The following is a 21,299-nucleotide window of genomic DNA, read 5'->3' as shown; positions in this document are numbered from 1 at the left end:
GCTAGCCGGTCTGAGAAACTTTCCGCGACAGCATGATTCGGGTGTCATCGGCGGGTTCGAAGCGGTAGCCGCTGCCACGGACGGTCACCAGAGACCGTCCGTGGCTGCCCAGCTTGGCCCGCACACGTTGCACATGGGTGTCCACGGTGCGCTCCGAGATCGTCGCCACCGCACCGGAATCCGGTGCAGTGACATCACCCCACACGTTGTGCATCAGCTCGGCGCGGGGTACCGCGCGCCCGGCGGCGGTGACCAGATACTTGAGCAGTTCGAATTCGCGGTACGCCAGCCGCACCGGTGTGCCGTCAACCGTCACCCACCGGTGCGGCACGTCGACGAGGAGCCCGCGCTGCGGGGCCTCGGTGTCGCGTACCGGTTGTTCGCCGGCCGTCAGCGACGCCTTGCGGGCCCGTACACCCGGTAGCAAGCGGCTCATCATGGTGCCGAACTCGTCGGCGAGTTCGGCCGCCCGCTGCGGCAGCCCCGGCGGGTCGGTCGGTACGTCGAGGACCACCACGACGCGCATGGTCGGCCCCGGGGCGGGCTCGGCAGGGCCCACGGCCTGATACACGGGTCCACTGTCGCGGCCGCCACGCCTGCGGTGAACAGTTTCGTTCGGCGTGAGCGCAATACGGTTCAGAACGCCGGAATGACTTGTCCCCGGTAGGCCTGTAGCAAAAACGCCCGTACGTCATCGCCGTTCAGCGCCGCCGCCAGGGCGCGGATGCGCGGGTCGGCACGCAGTTCCGAACGGGTCACCAGGTACTCGGCGTACGTGGTGTTGCCGTGGTCGCAGTGCAGCGCGTCGCCGGCGCCGACACCCAACCCCATGGCCTGATTGCCGAACAGGAAGACCACGTCGAAATCCTCGCGGGCGCCGCCGAGCAACCAGCTGCTGATCTCCTTGAGGATCAGCGCGCGGGGGTTGGCCCTGATGTCGCCGAGGGTGCGCGGTGCCGGTCCGGGTGGACACGTCAGCAGCCCGAGGTCATGCAGCATGCCCAACGCCCGGTCGGCGTTCACCGGGTCGGCGGGTAGCGCCACCTCTGTGTAGTCGGCGATATCGGTGAGGTTGAGGATTCCGCTGCCGGGCCGGGCATAGAGGCCGAACGGTTCGATGTGTACGGGCGCCACCGCCACCAGCGGCGCGCCGGTGCGGCCGGTGAATTCCTCCAGGAACGGCAGGTACTGGAAGAAGTTCGCGTCCAGTCGGCCTTCTGCGAGCAACTCGTTGGGCTCGTCGAAAGACTCGAACACCTCGATGCGCAGGTCGATGCCGTGACCGGCGAGGGCCGGCCGGAGGAAATCGAGCACCTCGGCATGGGGGATCGGGGTGGCCCCGACGCGCAGCGCGCGCATACCCCGCCCGCCGACCGAGCGGATGGACCGTCCACGCTGCATGCCGGCAGATTACCGCTCAACACGATTGTGTCCGACTGTGTCGTAATAGAACTCACGGTGACGTCAGGGCTGGTGGTCGGCGGGGCGCGATTCCTATCGTGCCGAAAGCTCACCACCACTCGACTCGAAGGGCGGACACCCATGTCCGAGACAACAGCGCCGGCCGACGGCGGCGGCTCACCGGAGCCGGACACCAACGCTCCCGCACGCCGGTTGCGCGGCGATCTGGGCGTCGCCTCGATCGTGTTCATGGTGGTGGCCGCGGCCGCACCGTTGGGTGTGATCGGTGGCGTGGTGCCGTTGGGCCTGGCCGGCGGCAACGGCGCAGGTTTCCCCGCCGCGTTCGTGGTGGCCAGCGTCATCCTGCTGCTGTTCGCGGTCGGATTCACCGCGTTGACGCCGTTCGTCGACGACGCCGGTGCCTTCTTCTCGTATGTCCGCCAGGCCCTTGGCTTTCCGGTGGGCATCGGGATCGCCTTCGTCGCGCTGGTCAGCTATGTGGCACTGGAGGCCGGCGTCTACGGCCTACTGGGGCCGGCCGGAGCGGTGGTGCTGGAACTGTTCGGCGGGCCCAGCCTGCCGTGGTGGCTGTTCGCCGCGGTCGGGTTCGCGCTGACCACCTATCTGGGTTACCGCAACATCAACCTGTCCAGCCGGGTCCTGGCAGTGCTGCTGACCGCCGAAATCGCCATCGTGCTGGTGTTGGACCTGGTGATCGTGGTGCGGGGAGGCGATCACGGATTGTCGTCGGGCATCGTGAACCCGGATGCGATCTTCTCCGGTTCGGTGGGCATCGGATTGCTGTTCGCCCTGCTCGGCTTCATCGGCTTCGAGGCCACCGCGATCTTCCGGGACGAGGCCCGCGATCCCGAGCGCACCATTCCGCGCGCCACCTACGTCGCGTTGATCCTGATCGGCGGGTTCTACGCCCTGTCCAGCTGGGCGTTGATCTCCGGGTGGGGTGACGAGGAGGCGATCACCCGGGCCACCGATTCGGGTGGCACCTTCCTGGCCGACACCGCCCAGCGCTACATCGGCCTGGTCGGCACCGACCTGATCACCGTGCTGTACTTCACCAGCCTGTTCGCCTGCATCCTGGCCTTCCACAATGTGGCGTCGCGGTACGTGTTCGCGTTGTCGCAGCGCGGCGTGCTGCCGGAGTCTTTGAGCCACGCCCACTCTCGGCATGCCTCGCCCCATCAGGCGTCGCTGTGGATCTCCGGGGTGGTGGCCATCAGCGTGCTGCTGGCCGTGGTGTTCGGGCTCGACCCGGCCGCCCAGTTCTACACCTGGTTCGCGGGCGCGACGACGGTCGGTTTTGTCGTGTTGTTGATCGCCACCAGCGTCGCGGTGCTGGTGTTCTTCGCCAGGGACCGGCGTGGATATTCGCAGTGGCGGGTCCGAATCGCCCCGGCGCTGGGTCTGGTGGCGCTGGCCGCCGCGCTGGTGCTGATCCTGACCAACCTGTCGGATCTGGTGGGCGGGTCGAGCGTGTTGGGCTGGGTGATCATCGGACTGCTGGTCGTTTCCTTCATCGCCGGTGTCGCGGTCGGCAACCGGGTGGCAGCCAAGACGCAGGTGACGGCATGACCCAAGTCGCCGAAGGTGCAGTGGCACGGGTCGATTCAGACGGCGCCCGGGAACTCATCCGCCGGCTCGAGGATGGCTCACTCACCGAGATCGAGGTGGCCTGGAGTGATCCCTTCGGCCACGCCCAGGGCAAACGGATCCCGGCCGCGCAGTTCCTGGGCCGGGCCCAGGGCACCGGCTTCGCGTTCTGTGAGGCATCACTGGGCTGGAACACCGATGCCACGGTGATCGACGGGTTGTCCCTGACCAACTGGGCCGGTGGCTATCCCGATGTGTATGCGCTACCGGACTTCTCGACCTTCACGCCGGTGCCGTGGCGACCCGGGGTGGGTCATGTGATCTCCGATATCGTCAGCCACGACCGGTCACCGTCACTGCTGGATCCCCGCGCGGTGCTGCGCCGCGTACTGGCACGGCTGGAGTCGCTGGGTTACACCGCCAAAGTGGGTGTCGAGTACGAGTTCTACCTGCTGGAGCCGGATGGCTCGCCGTTCCAGAACGACATCCACGCCTACTCGCTGGAGAACGCCAACGCCCTGGATCCGCTGATCACCGACCTGTACGAGACGCTGGGCACCTTCACCAGATTGGAAGGGGTGCAGACCGAATACGGTCCAGGCCAGGTGGAGACCAACCTGGTGTACACCGACGCGCTGGCCGCCGCCGACGACAGCGCCCGGCTCAAGTACGCCGCCAAAGAAGTGGCCCGTAAACACGGCAAGCTGGCCAGTTTCATGCCGAAACCGTTCTCGGAGCACTCCGGCAGTTCGTCGCATCTGCACATCTCGTTGTGGCAGGGCGAAACGCCGGCTTTCGAGCCGGTGAACGGGTCCGAGAGTGATACCGCCTTGCTGGCGATCGCCGGCCTGCTGGATCACTTGCCGTCGATCACCCTGTTCGGTGCACACTCGGTGAACGCCTACCGCCGCTTCGCGCCGGACACCTTCGCCCCGGATACCGTGAACTGGAGCCGCGACAACCGCAGCGCTGCGGTGCGCTCCCTGATCGAGCCCGAGCCCGGTGCCAGCCGCATCGAACTGCGAACCGGCGCTTCGGATTCCAACCCCTACTGGTTGGTGGCGTCAGCGCTGGCCGCCGTGATCGCCGGCCTGGAGGCGGGGCGGCGGCCACCGGCGGCCGCGTCGGGCAATCTCTACGGTGTCGGCACACCGCTGCCCGATTCTCTGGGCACCGCACTGGCGCTGGCCACCCAGGATGACACCATCGCCGAGATTCTCGGCGCGGCCTCGGTGGCGGATTTCGCAGCCATCGCCCGCAGCGAGTGGCAGCAGTATGTGGGCCATGTCAGCGACTGGGAACGCCAACGCTACCTGGCACATTCGTGACAGCCCCGCGATTCGGGGTATGGGCTCCGGTGTACGGCAATCACGGCGCCAGGGCGCACCCCGACGACGCGCCCGACGCCGGCTACCGGCGCAATCGGGACCTGTTGGTCCATGCCGAGCAGGTGGGGTTCGACGCCACCCTGGTGGCCCAGCACGTCGTGCATCCCAGCAATGTCGACGACGATGTGCTGGAAACGTGGTCCACGCTGGCGGCGCTGGCCGAGGCCACCAGCCGCATCGAATTGATCGGCGCCATCAAGCCACTGCTGGTGAATCCGTTGGTGTTCGCCAAGATCGCCGGGAACATCGCCGACATCTCCTCGGGCCGGCTGTCGATCAACGTCGTCAGCGGATGGTTTTTGCCCGAGCTGGAAGCCCTCGGCGTGGACCTGCTCGATCACGACGACCGCTATGCCTACACCAGAAGCTGGCTGGACACCGTGACGGCGCTGTGGGCCGGCAAACAAGTGCCTTCCGCCACGCATCCGACCGGGCAGCCTGCACTGGTGCGGCCCCTGCCCGCGGTGGTTCCCCCGGTGTACCTGGGTGGGGAATCCGAACCGGCGCGGGCGCTGGCCGCCCGGTACGCCGACGTGTTCTTCATCAACGGCAGGCCACTGGAGGCGACGGTCGCGGTGATCGACGACCTGAGGGCCCGACCGCGTGACGGTGCGCCTTTGCGGTTCGGATTGTCGGCGTTCGTGGTGGCTCGGGACACCGAAGCCGACGCCCATGCCGAGCTGGCCCGGTTGCAGGCCCTGGTGGACGCTGAGCAACGTCCGGAGATCTCGTCGGGCACCGACCCGAAAACCCAGATGTACAAGGTCCTTTCCGGTACCAGCCGGGTGGGCTCCAACGGTGGCACGCTGGCCGGCCTGGTGGGCAGCTACGACCAGGTGGCCGAACGCATCACCGCGTTCCAGCACGCCGGTATCGATCTGTTCATGTTGCAGTTCCAGCCGCTGGAGGCCGAGCTGGACCGGTTCGCCGAGCACATCATTCCGCGCTTCCGCTGACAGGAGAACCTGATGAGTGTCAGTCCCACCCGGTCGACGAGCCCTTCCAACGTCGTGCCCGTTCTTTCCACCGGCCAGCGGCTGGAGCGCCTGGACGCGATCGTCGAGGACCTGCGCCACGAGGACGCCGCGGCCGAACGGGACCGGGTGCTGCAGTACGACGCCGTGGAGCGGCTGCGCCAGGCCGGCATTCTCGGCCTGCGGGTGCCCACCCGCTACGGTGGGCCCGGCGCCAGTGCGCGGGACGTGCTCGGCGCGGTCATCCGGATCGCCAGCGGCAGTTCCAATGTGGCGCAAGCGCTTCGGGCCCACTTCGGATTCTCCGAGCGGCTCCTGAGCAACCGCGCCACCGACGCCGAACGACAGGAGTGGTTCCCGAAGATCGCCGCCGGACTGGTGGTGGGCAACGCCATCACCGATTCCGGCGGCAAGGCGCCGGGCAGCGCTGACACCAAGGTGCTGGCCGACGAGGACGGCGTGCTGCGGCTCAACGGCCACAAGTTCTACTCGACAGGCACGTTGTATGCCGATGTCATCGCCGTATCCGCGGTCGACGCTCACGGCCGCGATCTGCAGGCCATCATCCCCACCGATCGCGAAGGCGTCGAATTGTTCGACGACTGGGACGGTTTCGGGCAGCGCACCACGGCCAGCGGCGGGACCCGGTTCACCCACGTGGCGGTGGAACCCGTCGAGGTCACCACTGTCTCCGACGGCGCTCACCTCGGGCACAGCACCACCTTCCTGCAGCTGTACCTGGCCGCGGTGGCGGCGGGTATCGCGGCCGCCGTGCGCGCCGACGCCGTCGAGTACGTGCGCCGCCGTGCGCGGCCCGCCGCGCACTCGCTGGCCGACACGGCCGCGGCAGATCCCTTTGTGCTGCACGCCGTCGGCGAGATTGCCGCGTCGGCCGCAGCCGCTGAGGCGTTGGTGTTGTCGGCCGCTGATCATCTGGATGCGCTGGTGGACGACGATCGCATCGATGATCCCGATGCCCTGGCCCGCGCTGCGGTCACCGTCGCCGAAGCGCAGCTGATCGCCGAGCGGCTGACGCTGACCGCGGCGCAACGACTGTTCGACACCGGGGGAGCGTCGGCCACGGCCAAATCGTTGAATCTCGATCGCCACTGGCGCAACGCCCGCGCCCTGGCCACCCACAGCCCGCTGGACTACAAGGCTTATGTCGCCGGCGATCACGCCGTCAACGGAACGACGCCGCCGGCCAACGGCTACTTCTGAGGGGTCCGCCGTCAGAACTCCAGGAGGTACTCCAGGTGGCGGCGGGAGAACTCCATCCGCCACTCGGGCAGTGTGCCCGACAGCCGCACCAGGCCGGGTTCGAAATCGACGTCGGTCAGCTGCAGCCCGTGCGGCAACTCGGGCAACCTGATCCGGTAGGCCGGCGTGCGCCGCGGCAGCGGCCACCTGCGCCGCCGCAGTGTCACCGCCCGAGGTGTCAGCATCAAAACCGAGCCGTCCAGCACCGTGTCGATCTCCACATGTCCGAGCCCGGGTCGTCGCGCAAACCGCACGCGCGCCACCCCGTCGTCACCGATGGTGCCGGCAAACCGGGGAGCCATTGTCGGCAGCAGGTCGTCGAGCGCCGAGGTCGAGACGTCGAGGGTGAGGTGGACCGGGGCGGCGACCACTGTCGGAGGGGCGCCGGGGCGTACATGCACGTTGCGCAGCACCGCCGAGGCGCGGTCGAAGCGGCCGCCCTGCCAGCCGATGTCGGTGGCAGAGACGTGCACGTCATCGAGTTGTCCGACTGCCAGGCGCCGCACGTCGAGGCGCGACTCGAGCTGTGAGACGGTCAAGGTGATGGGGCCGCTGTCCGCGCGCACCGTCATCCGGCGCCCGACCACCAGGCGGCGAAGCGTGATGAACACGGTGCGGTAGGCGGCGGCCGCGCCGGTGGACACCGGCGGCACCGCCACCGCCGTCGACCACAGCGCCGACACCATGTCCAGCGGACGGAACGGATCCCAGCGGCGGCTCGGACCTCCTGCGCGCCGGTTGGGCCCCGTCATGGCCCCACCCTATGTTGATGGACATGATGTCGACGGTCACCGAACCTGTCCTCCAGAACCGCGGCGCTGTCATCGTCGGGGGAAGCCGCGGTGTCGGGCGCGCCGTCGCGCAGCTGCTGGCGCAGCTCGGCGCGGGTGTGGTGATCAACGGACGCGGTGCGGACGCCGTCGCCGAGACGGTCGAGTCGATCAACGGCGCAGGGCACACCGCGGTCGGCTTCTCCGGATCACCCTCGGATGAGGCAAGTGCGCAGGCGCTGGTCGCGACCTGCGTGAAGCATTTCGGCGACATCGACATCCTGGTGAACTGCGCCGGAATCGCCGAGCCGCCCGAGTCGTCGATCCTGACCGTCACCGGTGCGCAGTTCGACGAACTGATGGCCAGCCACATCGGGACCGTGTTCCACACCTGCCGGGCCGCCGCTCCGCGCATGGTCGCACGCTCGGCGGGCGCGATCGTCAACACCAGCTCGTTCGCGTACCTCGGCGACTACGGCGGCACCGGCTACCCGGCGGGCAAAGGGGCGGTCAACGGTCTCACCATGGCCATCGCGGCCGAGCTCAAGGAGTACGGGGTGCGCGCCAATGTGGTGTGTCCCGGCGCGAGAACTCGGCTGTCGACCGGCGCCGACTACGAAGAGCAGATTCGCACCCTGCACCGTCGCGGACTCCTCGATGAGGTGTCCATGCAGGGCGCGTTGGCCCCGGCGCCGCCGGAGTATGTCGCGGCGCTGTACGCCTACCTGGTCAGTGACCTCGCCCGCGAGGTCACCGGGCAGATCCTGATCGGTGCAGGCAATTTCGTCGGCCGGTTCGACCGCCCGGCGCCGGCGTTTCTCGGGTACCGCGACCATGACACCTCGCCGCCGTGGAGCGGCGAGGAACTTCACGCCATGATCACCGGCGCGGCCGGTTGATCAGCCCAACACGCGCGGTGTGACGGTGACCGTCCCGGCACCCGGGGTGGGCCGGTTCGGATCCGCCGGCGCGGGGGCACCACTGGTGCCAGGCTGCGGGATGGACCCGCCAGGCGGCACCAACGAGTGGGTGTTCGGTGCGACGGGCTGTTCGGCGCCCGGTGCGAGCTCGCAGTTGAGCCGCATCCGGACCGACCGGCCCGACGGCTGCTGCTCGAGCACGATGCACTGCGACTGCGGCAGGTCGTTGCCGATGGCGCCGCCGAATGTGCCTTTGTAGCCCAGGCTCTTCAGGATGGCGATGGCACGGCCGTAGGGCTCGCCGGTGACGTCGGGAACCTCGGCATTCGCCTGGCCGGTGCCCAGGACGGCCATGGACACCGCGGCACTGGAGCCGGCGACGAGAAGAGCAAGCTTCTTCACTACGGGCCTATTCACTCAAGAACCTTCTTCCGTTTCTGCGGTGTGAACCTATCGCAGTAGCCATAGCGGTGAAACTCCAACCAAGACGCCCGGGTTATCGCCGGTGCCTCACCAAACGTTTCGCGGGGCTTGCTCGCCGGTGGCCGCGTCGCAGGTCAACCGCCGTTTCCGCGGAGGATGTCCTCGGCGCAGCGCAGCCGGGTGTGCCCGGTCTGGTCCATGCAGATCCGGACCGGGGATTCGGTTTCAAACGGCGGTGGGGCAGCCGGCGAGGTGGTCACCACGGGGTTGGGGATCTGCGCCGGACTGCTGGACCACAGGTAGCGGTCCGTGTACTGCAGGTTGGCGCAGTACACGCTGGTGCCCTCGGCGGTGACGCCGGTGGCGCCGGCCTGCGGGCAGTCGCCGCCGATCGCGGCGGTACCCGAACTCACGGTCGGTGTGGTGGTCGGTGAGGCGGTCTCGGTTTCGGTGACCACGTCCGTCTCGGTCTCCGTGGCGGCGCCGGCGGTGACCGGCGGCGGAGCCGGAGCCGGCGTGGTGGTACGCGCAGTGGTGGCAGTGGTGGCGGTGGTTCTGGTGTCGGCCCCGGTCTCCTTGTCGGCGGTGAACTCGCCGACCGCGAACGCCACCGCGATCACCAACAGCAATGCCAGGACCACGGGCAACAGGACAGCAGGGCGGGCCCAGCTTCGGGTGGTGGCCGTGGGTGCGGTCTCGGTGGCGGTGGCCAGGCGGGTGGCCTCGACGGCGCCGCTGCCGCCGGCGTCGAGGCTCGATGCCGACGCGGGCGCCCCGATCTGGTGCGCCAGGGCCCGGGCGAAGTCCATGCACCGGGCATAGCGGTCGGCCGGGTTCTTCGACAGCGCTTTGCCCAGCGCCGGATCCAGATGCGCCAGCTCGGGTTTGCGATGGCCCAGGCTCGGTGGCGATGCGGTGAGGTGCTGGCTGATCACCACTGCGGGATTGGAGTGCTGGAACGGCGGTGCCCCGGTCAGCAGGTGAAAGGCCGTGGCAGCCAGAGCGTATTGGTCGGCGCGGCCGTCCAATGGGTTGCCCATCAGCTGTTCCGGGGCGGCATAGGACACCGTCCCGACGGTCATGTTGGTGGCGGTCAGGCCACTGGCTTCGTCAGCTCTGCGAGCAATGCCGAAGTCCGCCAACAGGATTCGTTGACTACCGGCGTTCGATCGCGCAATCAGGATGTTCGCCGGCTTGACGTCACGGTGCAGCAGCTGACGGTCGTGGGCGTAGTCGAGTGCTTCGGCCACTGCGTTGACGATCGCCAGCACCTGCTCCGGCGGCAGACCGCCCGGGTGTTTGCGCAGCAGCACGCCCGCGTCGGTGCCGTCCACGTAATCCATCGAAATCCACAGCTGGCCCTCGAACTCGCCGCGGTCGTGCACACCGACGATGTGCGGGTGCCACAGACCGCCCGCCAGGTCGGCTTCACGTTCGAACCGGTCGCGGAACTCGCGGTCCGTGCTCGCCGACGGTGGCAGCACCTTCAGCGCGTCCTGGCGGGGCAGTCGCGGATGGTGGGCGAGGTACACCTCACCCATACCGCCTGCGCCGAGCAGGCGGATGATCGTGTAGCCAGCAAAGGTGGCACCGTCGGCCAACGGCATGTGGCGCATGGTACAGGTGATCGGGCTGCAGACGTCAGGGCGCGACGAGCAGGGTGCGGGTGCGGGCCCGGATCTGGTGCAGCGCGTCCTCGGTGACGCCGAGGACGCGCAGGCAGGCATCGGCCACCCGTTCGGGAAGTGCGGCGCTGTTGTCGGCGGTCTGGGCGGCCCGCATGTTGACCAGGGCTTCGACGAGGCGGAACGGCAGGTCGGCGGTATCGTCGTCGACGGGGGCGGTGGCCTGACTGCAGCGCAGATAGAACAGCCGCAGCCGTTCGCGGTCCGCCCAGAACGAGGCCAGCCGTGCCTCCCGGAGTTCGGGCAGCAGGTACAGCGCTCCCAGGTTCCACCGGCCGGTGAGCAGCTGGGCACCGTCGAAAGCGGCCAGGGCATGCAGCTGTTGGGGCGCCGACAGGGTCGGTGTGACTTCGGTGAGTCGCTGGGAGAAATGCAGTGAGGGAGTCACGGTCTGGTGCAGCAGCGCGGACAGGATCTCGTCCTTGGTGCGGAAGTAGTGGTAGAGCGAGGCCTGCCGGACGCCGACCGCCTCGGCGATGGTGCGGGTGGAAGTGCTGGCGTAACCGCGCGTGGTGAAGAGCTCGCCTGCGGCATCGAGGATTTCATCGCGGGCGCCTGCGCCCGGCCGCCGCTGGGTGGTGAGCCGGGGCCGGCCCCGAGTGGTGGTCACCGCCTCATCGTGGCTCAGCAACACGGGGAAGTGGAGTCTCCGAGTTTTCTGTCACACGACAGAAACACACGCGACGTAGCGGTTACCTGCGCTCATTCATTGGTTACGCCGGTGACACCAACGGCGCCACTGAGATGTGAAAACTGTCAGTCGACAGGCTGATGGCTCAGAGTTGCGCCGCCCGCGCCTGGAACATCGACCAGCGGGAGTGACCGATGGCCAATGCCACCTCGGAGATCGCAGCAGGTGCCCCCGACACGGGTGCCCGGGCCGCGGGTGCCGACGTCGCCGCCGACGGTTCGCCGCGGCTGGTCGCCACCGTCGACGACCTCTCGGTGACGTTCCGGCGAAACGGCAAGGATGTGCATGCCCTGCGCGGTGTCTCCCTGCGTATCCGCGCCGGCGAGATCATCGGCCTGGTCGGCGAATCCGGGTCCGGGAAAAGCGTTCTGGGATTCAGCATGCTCGGGCTGCTGCCGGGGCACGCCCGGGTCGACGGCGCGGTGCAGGTGGCCGGCTCGGACATGGTCCACGGCGCGGACAAACTCCTGCGCAAGGTGCGTCGTCTCGATCTCGGCGCGGTCTTCCAGGACCCCATGACCTCGCTGAACCCCACGATGCGGATCGGCAGGCAGGTGGCCGAAGCGGCCGGCAGTGACGCCGAGGCCCTGCGCCTGCTGACCGCGGTGGGTATCCCGGACCCGCAACGCCGCATGCGGGCGTTCCCACACGAACTCTCGGGCGGATTGCGGCAGCGGGTGATGATCGCCATCGCCATCGCCGGCGATCCCGACCTGATCATCGCCGACGAACCGACCACCGCACTGGACGTCACGGTGCAGGCGCAGGTGCTGCGGCTGCTGCGCCGTCTCCGTGACGAGATCGGTTGCAGCATCGTGCTGATCACCCACGATCTCGGTGTCGCAGCCCAGATCTCCGATCGCATCGCGGTGCTCTATGCCGGGCGGATCGCCGAGATCGGACCCACCGCCGGGGTGCTGTCGCAGCCCGCGCATCCCTACACCCACGGCCTGCTGCGCTCCCGGCTGACGCTGAAGACCTCACGTGAGCACCGGCTGGCGGCGCTGGCCGGTTCGGTGCCCAGCCCGGTAACGCCCCCGCCGGGGTGCGCCTTCGAACCTCGCTGCCGGGTGTCCAAACCCGAATGCACCCGCACGCCACCTGATCCCGTTGCCGTTGGCCACGACCGGGTCAGCGCCTGCATTCTGCCCGGTGAACAGGCCAGTGCCGAGCTCGGATCACCGGCCGCCGAACCCGTCCCGGAGCCGCCCGTCGTGAGCGCTGCCACGACGGTGAGCGCACCCGCGGTGTCGGTGCGCGATGCCACCAAGGTGTTCTCGGTCAAGCGTCACGGGAAACTGCATGCTCTGCGGGGCATCTCACTCGACGTCGCTCAGGGGGAGTCGGTGGCGCTGGTCGGCGAGAGCGGTTCGGGCAAATCGACACTGTTGCGCCTGATCGCCGGATTGGACACTCCCACTGCGGGTTCGGTGACCCGCAACGGTGGTACCGGACCTCAGATGGTGTTCCAGGACGCCGGCGCGTCGCTGACCCCGTGGCTGTCGGTGGGGGAACTGATCGCCGAACGGCTCAAAGGTTCCGGGCTGTCGCGACGCCGGCGCCAGGACGCGGTGGCGGAGGTGCTGGAGCGGGTCGGATTGCCCAAGGAGGTGGCCAAGTCCCGTTCCGCGCAGCTGTCAGGCGGTCAGCGGCAGCGGGTTTCGCTGGCCCGTGCCACGGTGGTACCGCCCTCGGTGCTGCTGTGCGACGAACCGACCAGTGCCCTGGACGTGTCGCTGGCGGCCTCGGTGCTGAATCTGATCGGCGACCTGCGGCGCTCGCTGGACATGTCGGTGGTCTTCGTGACCCACGACCTGTCGGTCGCACGGGTTGTCGCTGACCGGGTGGCTGTCATGTACCTGGGCCGCATCGTCGAGATCGGTCCCGTCGACGAGGTGATCGCACGCCCCACGCACCCTTACACGCAAGCCCTCGTCGACTCCATTCCCGATCTGGGTCGCCAGACCCCGCTGCTCAGCGGCGAACCCGCGAGCCCTCTGTCGCCGCCGAGCGGATGCGCCTTCCACCCGCGCTGTCCCATCGCGATCGACGCGTGCAGTGACACCGCGTTGGACGTCCGGCTCGAGGGCCGCCCCGGTGGCCTTCACCAGTTGGCATGTATCGAGAGGAAGGCGAGCTGAATGGCTGTCATCACCGACGCCGTACTGCCGGCCCCGGCGGCCGCGGCCGGGAGACCACGGCGCGCATGGGCTTTGGCCACCTCACGTGCCACCATGATGAACTGGGCGGGGTTTTCACTGCTGTTCCTGGTGACGCTCATCGCGGTGGCCGTGCCGCTGATCTCCCCGTACGACCCGCTGGTGCCGGCGGGCATGCCGCTGCAGGCGCCGGGTGCCAACGGCTTTCTGCTCGGCACCGACAACATCGGCCGCGACATCCTCTCGCGGGTGCTCTACGGCGTGCGTTCCAGCTGGTTCGCCGCGCTGGCGGTGGTGGCGGTCGGTCTGCTCATCGGCGGACTGGTCGGGTTGATCGCCGGAACGGTCGGTGGCTGGGTCGATACGCTGCTGATGCGCATCACCGACGCCTTCCTGTCGCTGCCCGCGCCGGTGCTCGCCATCGCTGTGGTGGCCGCCTTGGGCCCCGGATTCGTCCACACGTTGATCGCGGTGTCGATCGTGTGGTGGCCGTTCTACGCGCGCCTGGTCCGCGGTGAGGTGGCCCGGCTGGCGGCGCGCCCGCACGTCGAGGCGGCAAAGCTGGCCGGTGTCGGGAGATTTCGGCTTGCGTTCCGCCACCTGATGCCGGGCGCGGTGCCCAATTCCCTGGTGGCGGCGAGCCTCGATATCGGGACGCTGATCCTGACGCTGGCCGCCCTGTCGTTCCTGGGGCTCGGGCAGTCGGCACCCGCGCCCGAACTCGGCGCCGATGCCGCCCGCAACCTGAGTTACTTCCTGCAGCAATGGTGGATTCCGGTGATGCCCGGTCTGGGGGTCCTGGTCCTGGCACTGATCGGCAACATCGCCGGCGACAGCCTGCGCAACCTGATGAAGACGGTCTAGATGAAAACATTCATAACAACGCGGCTGGTCGCGATGGTGGCCATCCTGATCGCCCTGACCGGCGTCATGTTCATCCTGCAGCACATCTCGCCACTGGATCCGGTGAAAGCCCAACTGGGCGCGCAGGCCTCGGCGGACGCGGTGGCCGCGCGGCGCGAAGCACTCGGCCTCAACGAACCGATGCTGACCCAGTTCTGGAACTACCTGACCGCCGCGGTCCAGGGCGACCTCGGTACGTCATACCGCACCCGCCATCCCGTCGCCTCCGACCTGGGTGACTTCCTGCCCGCCACACTGGAACTGGCACTGTGCGGTATCGCGCTGGCGCTGGTACTGGCCGTTCTGCTGGCGTTCTCCACGACGCTGAAGTGGCGTGGCGCCGGGGTGCTGCGGGCCATCCTGTTCACCGGTGCCTCGGCGCCGATGTTCCTGCTGGGCATTCTCGGGTTGATCGTCTTCTATCAACAGCTCGGCTGGGTACCGGCCAACGGGCGCATCGGTGTGGCCAATCCGCCCGACGGGCCCACCGGCCTGCTGACGGTCGACGGGCTGCTGCACGGCCGGTTCGACGTCGTAGTCGACGCCCTGCATCATCTGATCCTGCCGGCGTTCGTCATCGCAATCGGCCCGGCGGTGGCGATCGGGCGGGTGCTGCGCTCCAGCCTGCTGTCCGATATCGACAGCGACTACGCCAGAACCGCTCGCGCCAAGGGACTTTCGGAGGGCAGCATCATGGCCCGGCACGTGCTGCGCAACTCCGTGGGTGCCGCGCTGTCGATGACCGGGCTGCAGGTGGGTCTGATGTTCTCCGGGGTGCTGGTGGTCGAGCAGGTGTTCGGCTGGCCCGGCATCGGCCAGTACATCGCCCAGAGCATCCCCGTCGCCGACTTCCCGGCCATCGCCGGGGTGACTCTGATGCTCGGCGCGCTCTACGTCTTCATCAACACCGCCGTCGACCTGCTGCAGGCCGCCGCGGATCCACGTATCGCTGTCGCAGGAGGGTAAATGCCGAAACAACCACTGATCGTCGGGAATCCAGTCCTGGTGGTCGTCGACATCCAGGAGGGCGGCGGTATGACAGCCGACGAGGCCGGGATCCCCGTGATGGCGGGGCATGCCGATCGCGTCGAGGTGGCGCAGCGGCTGCTGGCCGCCGCCCGCGCCGCCGGCCTCCCGGTGGTGTTCTTCCAGGAGGTGCACCGCCCCAGCGGCGTCGACTTCGGCCGCGAACTGGATGGCACCGAAGGCGTGCACTGCGTCGAAGGGCAGCCGGGCACCGACCTGGAACCCAGCCTGCGTCCCATCCTCGACGGCAGCAGGCCCGAGTTCCACCTCGTCAAACGCCGTTACTCCGGTTTCATCGGAACGGAATTCGACATCGTGCTGCGCGGGCTCAAAGCCGACACCCTGATCCTCATCGGGGGACTCACCGATGTCTGCGTGCACTACACGTTCGCCGATGCCCACCAGCGCGACTACTACGTGCGGGTGGTCGCCGACTGTGTCGGCGGTTCGTCGCAGAAACGCCATGACGCCTCCCTCGACGCCATGGAGTACCTGCAGACCGGCGCCGTCCGGACGTCGGACGAAATCTTGGAAGCATTCTCCCGAATCAGCACACCCACCCTCGAAGGAGCCGCTCTGTGAGTCGAATGTCGTTGCGTCGCCGCGGTCTGGCGGCACTGGCCGCCGGCGCCGCCGTCATGCTCACCCTCGCCGGGTGCGGCGGCGGATCCGACTCCGGCGGAGGCGAACCCAACGCCGCGCCCACCGACAAGGTGCTGCACCTGTCGTTCCTGCAGGACCCGGGGCAGCCGCCGGACCCGGACGTCTTCTACGCCGGCCAGGGACTGCTGTTGACCACCAACATCTACGAAGGTCTGCTGCAGTACAAAGCGGGCACGGAGAAGCCGGAGATCGAACCGCTGCTGGCCACCGAGTGGACCGAGTCACCCGATCACCGCGTGTTCACCTTCAAGCTGCGCGAGGGCGTCACCTTCCACGACGGAACCCCGTTCACCTCCGCTGCTGTCAAAGCGTCCTTCGATCGCCGGCTCGCGGTCAACCAGGGTCCCGCCTATATGGTCGCCGATATCGAATCCGTGGTTCCTCAGGGCGATTACGACGTCACCGTCACGCTGAAGGCGCCCAACGCCGCGTTCCTGGACTACATCGCCGCCCCGTACGGACCGCGGATGGTCAGTCCGGCCGGGCTGCAGCAGCACGGCGGGGATGACTTCGCGCAGAGCTACCTGACCACCAACGATCTGGGCACCGGGCCGTACACGCTGACCGCCGCCGAGGTGGGTTCGCGTTACGCCCTGGCGGCCTACCCCGAATACTGGGGTGACAAGCCCTATTTCGAGACCGTCGAGATCCCGGTGATCACCGACGTCTCCGCTCAGCAGCTGCAGTTCAACAACGGGCAGATCGCCGCGATTCTGCACGACCTGCCGTCTTCAGCGGTCCAGCAGTACATCGACGACGACAAGTACGCGAACTACTCATTGCCGACCATGATGTCGAACTACCTGTACCTCAACCCGCACAAGGGAATGCTGACCGAACAGGCCAACCGCACCGCGCTGCTGCAGGCCATCGACACAGCAGCCCTGGTGGAGCAGACGTACTTCGGTCGCGGCAAGGTGGCTGAGCAGGTGTACCCGCCGAACATGTTGGCCCCCGAATTCGCGAAACAGGACATCAAACACGATCCCTCGGTGCTGACACAGATCGCCGCCGGCCTGCCCGCCGACCAGAAGTCGGTGGTGATCGGCTACGACTCGTCCAACCCGGACAACCAGCTGATCAGCAACCTGATCCAGACGCAGCTGGCGGCTGCCGGGCTGACCGCGACGGTGCAGAGTTACCCGACCTCGGAGATCTACGGCTGGATCGGCACCGACGGCCAGTCCGCGCCGGACGTGTTCACTGCGCTGGCATGGCCGGATGCACCCTCGCCCTATACCTGGGGGCACATCTCCTGGGACGCGGACGGCGGCCTGAACTACCTGGGTTGCTCGGCGCCACCCATCACCGAAGCGCTGGCCCAGGGCCTGACCACCGGTGCGCCCGAACCGTTCTCGACGGCGGCGCTGGAAGCGAGCAAGACCGGCTGCTGGATGAACGTCGCCGACGTCGACGACTTCATGGTGGCCCAGCCGTGGCTCAAGGGTGTGGAGGAGTCACACGTGGTGACCAATCCCAACAGCCTGCGCATCGCGACATTGAGCGCCGAATAGTGAATCTGGTTCGCAGGAGCAAGGTCCGGCGCATCGTGCTACTGACCCTGGGCTGGGAGGATCTGCCCAAATCGGTGTCGGTGCACGGTGCCCCGGAGGACATCACGATGCGCGAACCGGTGCCGGGGGTGCTGCTGCAGACCGACGGTGGCTGGGTGCTGCTGGACACCGGTTTCAACACCGCGCTGATCAGGGACCCATATCTGCGGCGACGGTTCTATCCGTCGGTGGAGTACCAGCCGCTGCTGCCGGGTCCCGGCGAGCCCATCGAGGAGTCGCTCGCCGAGATCGGCGTCGACATCGACGACATCCACCTCGTCGGGCTGTCGCACCTGCACGTCGATCACGCCGGCGGGCTCAAGCTGTTCGCCGGCCGGGTACCGGTGCACACCCAGCGCCGGGAGCTGGAGTTCGGACTGTCGAATCACCCTGAGCCGGAAAAGCATGCGATCTTCCGGATCGATTTCGACGACCCGCGTATCGACTGGCGGCTCGCCGACGGCGAAGACGAAGTGGCACCCGGGATCACCGCGGTGCCGACCTACGGGCACACCCCCGGCCACCAGAGCTTCGTGGTGGAACTCGACGAATCGGTGGGCGGCGGTGGTTATGTGTTCGCGTTCGACGCCGCCGATCTCACCGAGAACATCGAGCACGAACTGGCCATCGGCGGATACGTCGGGGTGGACCCCGAGGAGACGGTGGAGCCGATCCGTCGGCTCAAAGCCCTGGCCGCGGAGAAGGGCTATCCGCTGATCCCCGGGCACGATCCGCACGTGTGGCCGGAGATGACACACCACTTCCGGGAGAAGTTCGGGTGATGTCGCTGGACGTCCTGTTGCACGCCGAGCGTGCCGTGATCGACGGAGCGGTACGCCCGGCGTCCATCGGGATCACCGGCGGTGTCATCACCGCCGTTGATCCCGCCGCGGGCCGGGCCGCCCTCGAGGTGGTGCTGCCCGCGGGCAGTGTGCTGCTGCCGGGACTGGTGGACACCCATGTGCACATCAACGACCCCGGGACCGACTGGGAGGGTTTCGCGTCGGCCACCGCCGCCGCTGCCGCCGGCGGGATCACCACCGTCGTCGACATGCCGCTCGACTGCGACCCCGTCACCACCAGTGCAGCCGCGTTGCAGATCAAACGCGCTGCGGCGGAGGGTTTCTGCCGTGTGGACGTCGGGTTCTGGGGCGGTGCGGTGCCCGGCAATCTCGACGCGCTGGCTGAGCTGGCGGCGGCCGGCTGCCTGGGCTTCAAGTGCTTTCTCGCCGACTCGGGGAACGCGGCCTTCCCACCGCTGAGCCCCGCCGACTTCGGCCGGGCCATGGAGGTCGTAGCGGCTCTCGGCACGGTGATGCTGGTGCATGCAGAGAGTGCCGGTGTGCTCGCCGAAACCGCTGCGGCACAGGGCGGGTCCTACAGTTCGTTCCTGGCCAGCCGGCCCGACTCGGCCGAGGTGCAGGCGGTGGCCCTGGTGGTCGACGCGGTGCGCCGCACCGGGGCGCAGGCGCACATCGTGCACGTCTCCAGCGCCGCCGCCTTGCCGTTGATCAGCGCGGCCAAACGCGACGGCCTGCCCGTGACTGCCGAGACCTGCCCGCACTACCTGACATTCGCCGCCGCCGAGGTTCCCCACGGCGGTACCGAGTTCGCGGTGTGCCCACCGATCCGTGACGAGGACAACCGCCGGCAGCTGTGGGAGGCGCTGGGGGACGGAGTGCTGGACATGATCGTCTCCGACCATTCGCCGTGCGCACCTGCCCTCAAGGGCGACGGTGATTTCGGGGTGGCGTTCGGTGGTATCAGCTCGTTGCAAGTGGGTCTGCGGGCGGTGTGGACGCAGGCTCGAAGGCGGGGCCTGGACCTGGCTGACGTATGCCGGTGGATGGCCGAGCGACCGGCAGCGCTGGCCGGGCTGACCGACCGGGGCCGCATCGCCTTCGGCCACACCGCCGATCTGGTGGTTTTCGACCCGGACGCCTCGTCACGGGTCGAGGCGGCGCAGTTGCAGCACCGTCATCCGCTGACCCCGTATGACGGCCTGGAGTTGAGCGGCGCGGTGCTGCAGACCTGGTTGGCGGGCCGGCCCGTGGCCGACGCCAACCGCGGCAGGTTGTTGGCGAACCTGGTGGCGGCGTGAGGATCCTTGTCCTGAACGTCAACACCTCGCAGACCATGACCGAGGAGATCGCCGCGGCCGCCCGCGCCGCGGCGGCTCCGGGTACCGAAATCGTGGCGCTGGCACCGCTGTTCGGCGCGGCCGCCGTGGACTCGGCGGCGGAGAGTTATCTCGCGGCGGTCGGTGCACTCGATGTGGCCGTGCGGCTGCTCGACGCGGGCACCTTCGATTTCGACGCCGTGGTGCTGGCCGGCTTCGGTGAGCACGGCAAAGACGCGCTGCAGGAGCTGCTCACCGTCCCGGTCCTCGACATCGCCGAATCAGCCGCGCACGTCGCTCAACTGGTGGGCCGGCGCTTCTCGGTGGTCACCACCCTGGCACGGTCCATCCCCGCCATCGAAGACCGGCTGCTGCTGGCCGGGCTGGCGGCCCACTGCGTGTCCGTGCGCGCCTGCGGGCTGAGCACCGCGGAGGTGGACGCAGACCCCGCGGGTGCGGTGGAGGCCATCGTCGCCGAAGCGCAGCGGGCGATCGAGCAGGACGGGGCCGATGTGATCTGTCTGGGCTGCGCGGGAATGGCCGGGGTGACCGGGGCGATCTCGGCGCGACTGGGAGTGCCCGCGATCGACGGGGTGGCCGCGGCGGTGGCCCTGGCCCAGGCTCTGGTCGGGTTGGGGCTGACCACCAGCACGGTGGGCGCCTACGCTCCGGGGCCGGTGAATGCCCGCAGCCACTGGCCGTTGTCGACGGCGCTGGGAGTGCCGCTGTGAGCGGCTGCGAACGCGGCGTGGACCTGGCGGCCCGGGCCGTGGGCGGCAGCGTGATCGCGGCCAGCGACGAGTCGTTCGGGGCCAAGGAGCGTCTGCTGCTGGCCTCGGAACCCGCCTTCATCCCCGGTACCTATGACCTCCGTGGCGAAGTGGTGGACGGATGGGAGACCCGCAGGCACGCCTACCCGGGCGGTGACTGGGCCATCGTGCGCCTGGGTACCCCGGGCGTGGTGCACACCGTCGACGTCGACACCCGGTTCTTCACCGGGAATCACCCGACCGCGGCGCAGGTGTACGGCGCGACGCTGGCGCCGTCGGCCGACGCCACCGCACCATCTGTGACCTGGTTTCCGATCACCGAATCCACGGTGCTGAAGCCAGATTCGCGAAACCTCCTGGCGGCCGGGGATCCGCGGCGGATCACCCACGTGCGGCTGAACCTGGAATCGGACGGGGGAGTGGCCCGGTTGCGGGTGTACGGCGAGGTGATCGTCGACCCCGCCGAGTGGGCTGATGTCACCGTCGAGATGTCCGGCATCGAGAACGGCGGCAGCGTGGTGTGGTCCAGCGACGCGTTCTATTCGGACGCGGCCTCGCTGATCGCGCCGGGGCGGCCGCACACCATGGGCGATGGCTGGGAGACCCGCAGGCGGCGGGACATCGGGCCGGTCAGCCACGACGCGGTGATCATCGCGCTGGCCGCCGAGGCCGACCTGCGGCGCATCGAGGTCGACACCACCTGGTTCGTGTTCAACGCCTCGCAGGAGGTGCGGGTGCTGGGAGCTCGTGAGCGCCCACTCGACGGGACCTCCTGGTGGACGGTCACGTTCGACGTCCCGGTGCTGGAACGCACCGCGCTGCTACCGGATCTGCGGCGGGTGTACCCGGTGGACGCCCGCGGTGTGACCGCGCTGCGGTTGCAGGCGTATCCCGACGGGGGCATCGCCCGGTTGCGGGCGTGGGGCCGGCCCACGCCGGGCGGGTTCGCCGAACTCGCTGAGCGTTGGGCGGCCGCGCAGTGAGAC

20 protein-coding genes are annotated in these 21,299 nt (G+C 68.6%); 14 read left to right on the top strand and 6 right to left on the bottom strand.

Going from position 1 to position 21,299, the window contains the following annotated elements:
- Position 1 precedes the first annotated feature (1 nt).
- Positions 2 to 571, bottom strand: coding sequence for a winged helix-turn-helix domain-containing protein (locus NL241_RS19395; protein ID WP_494394757.1), 570 nt, complete (start codon positions 569 to 571; stop codon positions 2 to 4).
- A 65-nt stretch (positions 572 to 636) separates the two neighbouring features.
- A complete protein-coding gene (locus tag NL241_RS19390; protein ID WP_494394756.1) occupies positions 637 to 1,401 on the bottom strand; it encodes a MetQ/NlpA family ABC transporter substrate-binding protein in 765 nt (254 codons plus the stop codon).
- Between the two features lie 141 nt (positions 1,402 to 1,542).
- Between NL241_RS19390 and NL241_RS19385 the strand changes: the two genes are divergently transcribed.
- The 4 genes from NL241_RS19385 to NL241_RS19370 are packed head-to-tail and all read left to right on the top strand — an operon-like array spanning position 1,543 to position 6,592.
- Positions 1,543 to 2,991: an APC family permease gene (locus tag NL241_RS19385; protein ID WP_487695088.1), complete on the top strand. Its 1,449-nt coding sequence runs from the start codon at positions 1,543 to 1,545 to the stop codon at positions 2,989 to 2,991.
- Positions 2,988 to 4,337, top strand: a complete 1,350-nt coding sequence (locus tag NL241_RS19380) for a glutamine synthetase family protein (protein WP_494394755.1) — start codon at positions 2,988 to 2,990, stop codon at positions 4,335 to 4,337. Before NL241_RS19385 ends, NL241_RS19380 begins: the two co-directional genes overlap by 4 nt.
- Entirely contained in the window at positions 4,334 to 5,353 is a 1,020-nt protein-coding gene (locus tag NL241_RS19375) for an LLM class flavin-dependent oxidoreductase (RefSeq protein WP_494394754.1), read from the top strand. The genes NL241_RS19380 and NL241_RS19375 overlap by 4 nt, the downstream gene beginning before the upstream one ends.
- A gap of 12 nt (positions 5,354 to 5,365) precedes the next feature.
- Positions 5,366 to 6,592, top strand: coding sequence for an acyl-CoA dehydrogenase family protein (locus NL241_RS19370; protein ID WP_494394753.1), 1,227 nt, complete (start codon positions 5,366 to 5,368; stop codon positions 6,590 to 6,592).
- Positions 6,593 to 6,603: 11 nt separating this feature from the next.
- On the opposite strand, the gene NL241_RS19365 is transcribed toward NL241_RS19370, so the two are convergent.
- Positions 6,604 to 7,383, bottom strand: a complete 780-nt coding sequence (locus NL241_RS19365; protein WP_494394752.1) for an LmeA family phospholipid-binding protein — start codon at positions 7,381 to 7,383, stop codon at positions 6,604 to 6,606.
- Positions 7,384 to 7,406: 23 nt separating this feature from the next.
- Here NL241_RS19365 and NL241_RS19360 point away from each other — a divergent pair, with 23 nt between their 5' ends.
- Positions 7,407 to 8,300: an SDR family NAD(P)-dependent oxidoreductase gene (locus NL241_RS19360; RefSeq protein ID WP_487695184.1), complete on the top strand. Its 894-nt coding sequence runs from the start codon at positions 7,407 to 7,409 to the stop codon at positions 8,298 to 8,300.
- Here NL241_RS19360 and NL241_RS19355 read toward each other — a convergent pair whose 3' ends face one another.
- The 3 genes from NL241_RS19355 to NL241_RS19345 all read right to left on the bottom strand — a co-directional run bounded on the left by NL241_RS19355 (position 8,301) and on the right by NL241_RS19345 (position 11,039).
- Complete coding sequence (locus NL241_RS19355; protein WP_487695095.1) at positions 8,301 to 8,738, bottom strand: hypothetical protein; 438 nt, start codon at positions 8,736 to 8,738, stop codon at positions 8,301 to 8,303.
- Between the two features lie 140 nt (positions 8,739 to 8,878).
- Positions 8,879 to 10,351, bottom strand: a complete 1,473-nt coding sequence (locus NL241_RS19350; protein ID WP_494394751.1) for a serine/threonine-protein kinase — start codon at positions 10,349 to 10,351, stop codon at positions 8,879 to 8,881.
- A 34-nt stretch (positions 10,352 to 10,385) separates the two neighbouring features.
- The gene (locus tag NL241_RS19345; RefSeq protein ID WP_487695097.1) at positions 10,386 to 11,039 is read right to left on the bottom strand and encodes a TetR/AcrR family transcriptional regulator; all 654 of its coding nucleotides are present in this window, start codon (positions 11,037 to 11,039) and stop codon (positions 10,386 to 10,388) included.
- A 215-nt stretch (positions 11,040 to 11,254) separates the two neighbouring features.
- On the opposite strand from NL241_RS19345, the gene NL241_RS19340 reads away from it, so the two are divergent.
- From NL241_RS19340 to alc, 9 genes are read left to right on the top strand one after another with little or no spacing between them, the layout of a single operon-like run.
- On the top strand, positions 11,255 to 13,261 hold the full coding sequence (locus NL241_RS19340; RefSeq protein WP_494394750.1) for a dipeptide ABC transporter ATP-binding protein: 2,007 nt from the start codon (positions 11,255 to 11,257) through the stop codon (positions 13,259 to 13,261).
- Positions 13,262 to 14,143 carry an ABC transporter permease gene (locus tag NL241_RS19335; RefSeq protein ID WP_487695100.1) on the top strand — a complete coding sequence of 294 codons (882 nt, stop codon included), beginning with the start codon at positions 13,262 to 13,264 and terminating at the stop codon, positions 14,141 to 14,143.
- A complete protein-coding gene (locus NL241_RS19330; RefSeq protein WP_494394749.1) occupies positions 14,144 to 15,148 on the top strand; it encodes an ABC transporter permease in 1,005 nt (334 codons plus the stop codon).
- A complete protein-coding gene (locus tag NL241_RS19325) occupies positions 15,149 to 15,790 on the top strand; it encodes a cysteine hydrolase family protein (RefSeq protein ID WP_494394748.1) in 642 nt (213 codons plus the stop codon).
- A gap of 5 nt (positions 15,791 to 15,795) precedes the next feature.
- Positions 15,796 to 17,385, top strand: coding sequence for an ABC transporter substrate-binding protein (locus tag NL241_RS19320; protein WP_487695186.1), 1,590 nt, complete (start codon positions 15,796 to 15,798; stop codon positions 17,383 to 17,385).
- The gene (locus tag NL241_RS19315) at positions 17,385 to 18,206 is read left to right on the top strand and encodes an N-acyl homoserine lactonase family protein (RefSeq protein ID WP_487695105.1); all 822 of its coding nucleotides are present in this window, start codon (positions 17,385 to 17,387) and stop codon (positions 18,204 to 18,206) included. Before NL241_RS19320 ends, NL241_RS19315 begins: the two co-directional genes overlap by 1 nt.
- A complete protein-coding gene (gene allB, locus NL241_RS19310) occupies positions 18,206 to 19,525 on the top strand; it encodes an allantoinase AllB (protein WP_494394747.1) in 1,320 nt (439 codons plus the stop codon). Before NL241_RS19315 ends, allB begins: the two co-directional genes overlap by 1 nt.
- Positions 19,522 to 20,274, top strand: coding sequence for an aspartate/glutamate racemase family protein (locus NL241_RS19305; protein WP_494394746.1), 753 nt, complete (start codon positions 19,522 to 19,524; stop codon positions 20,272 to 20,274). Before allB ends, NL241_RS19305 begins: the two co-directional genes overlap by 4 nt.
- A complete protein-coding gene (gene alc / locus NL241_RS19300) occupies positions 20,271 to 21,296 on the top strand; it encodes an allantoicase (RefSeq protein WP_494394745.1) in 1,026 nt (341 codons plus the stop codon). Before NL241_RS19305 ends, alc begins: the two co-directional genes overlap by 4 nt.
- Positions 21,297 to 21,299 lie beyond the last annotated feature (3 nt).

This window comes from Mycolicibacterium sp. SMGY-1XX (assembly GCF_059132455.1).
This window is presented reverse-complemented; position numbering and strand designations above follow the sequence as displayed.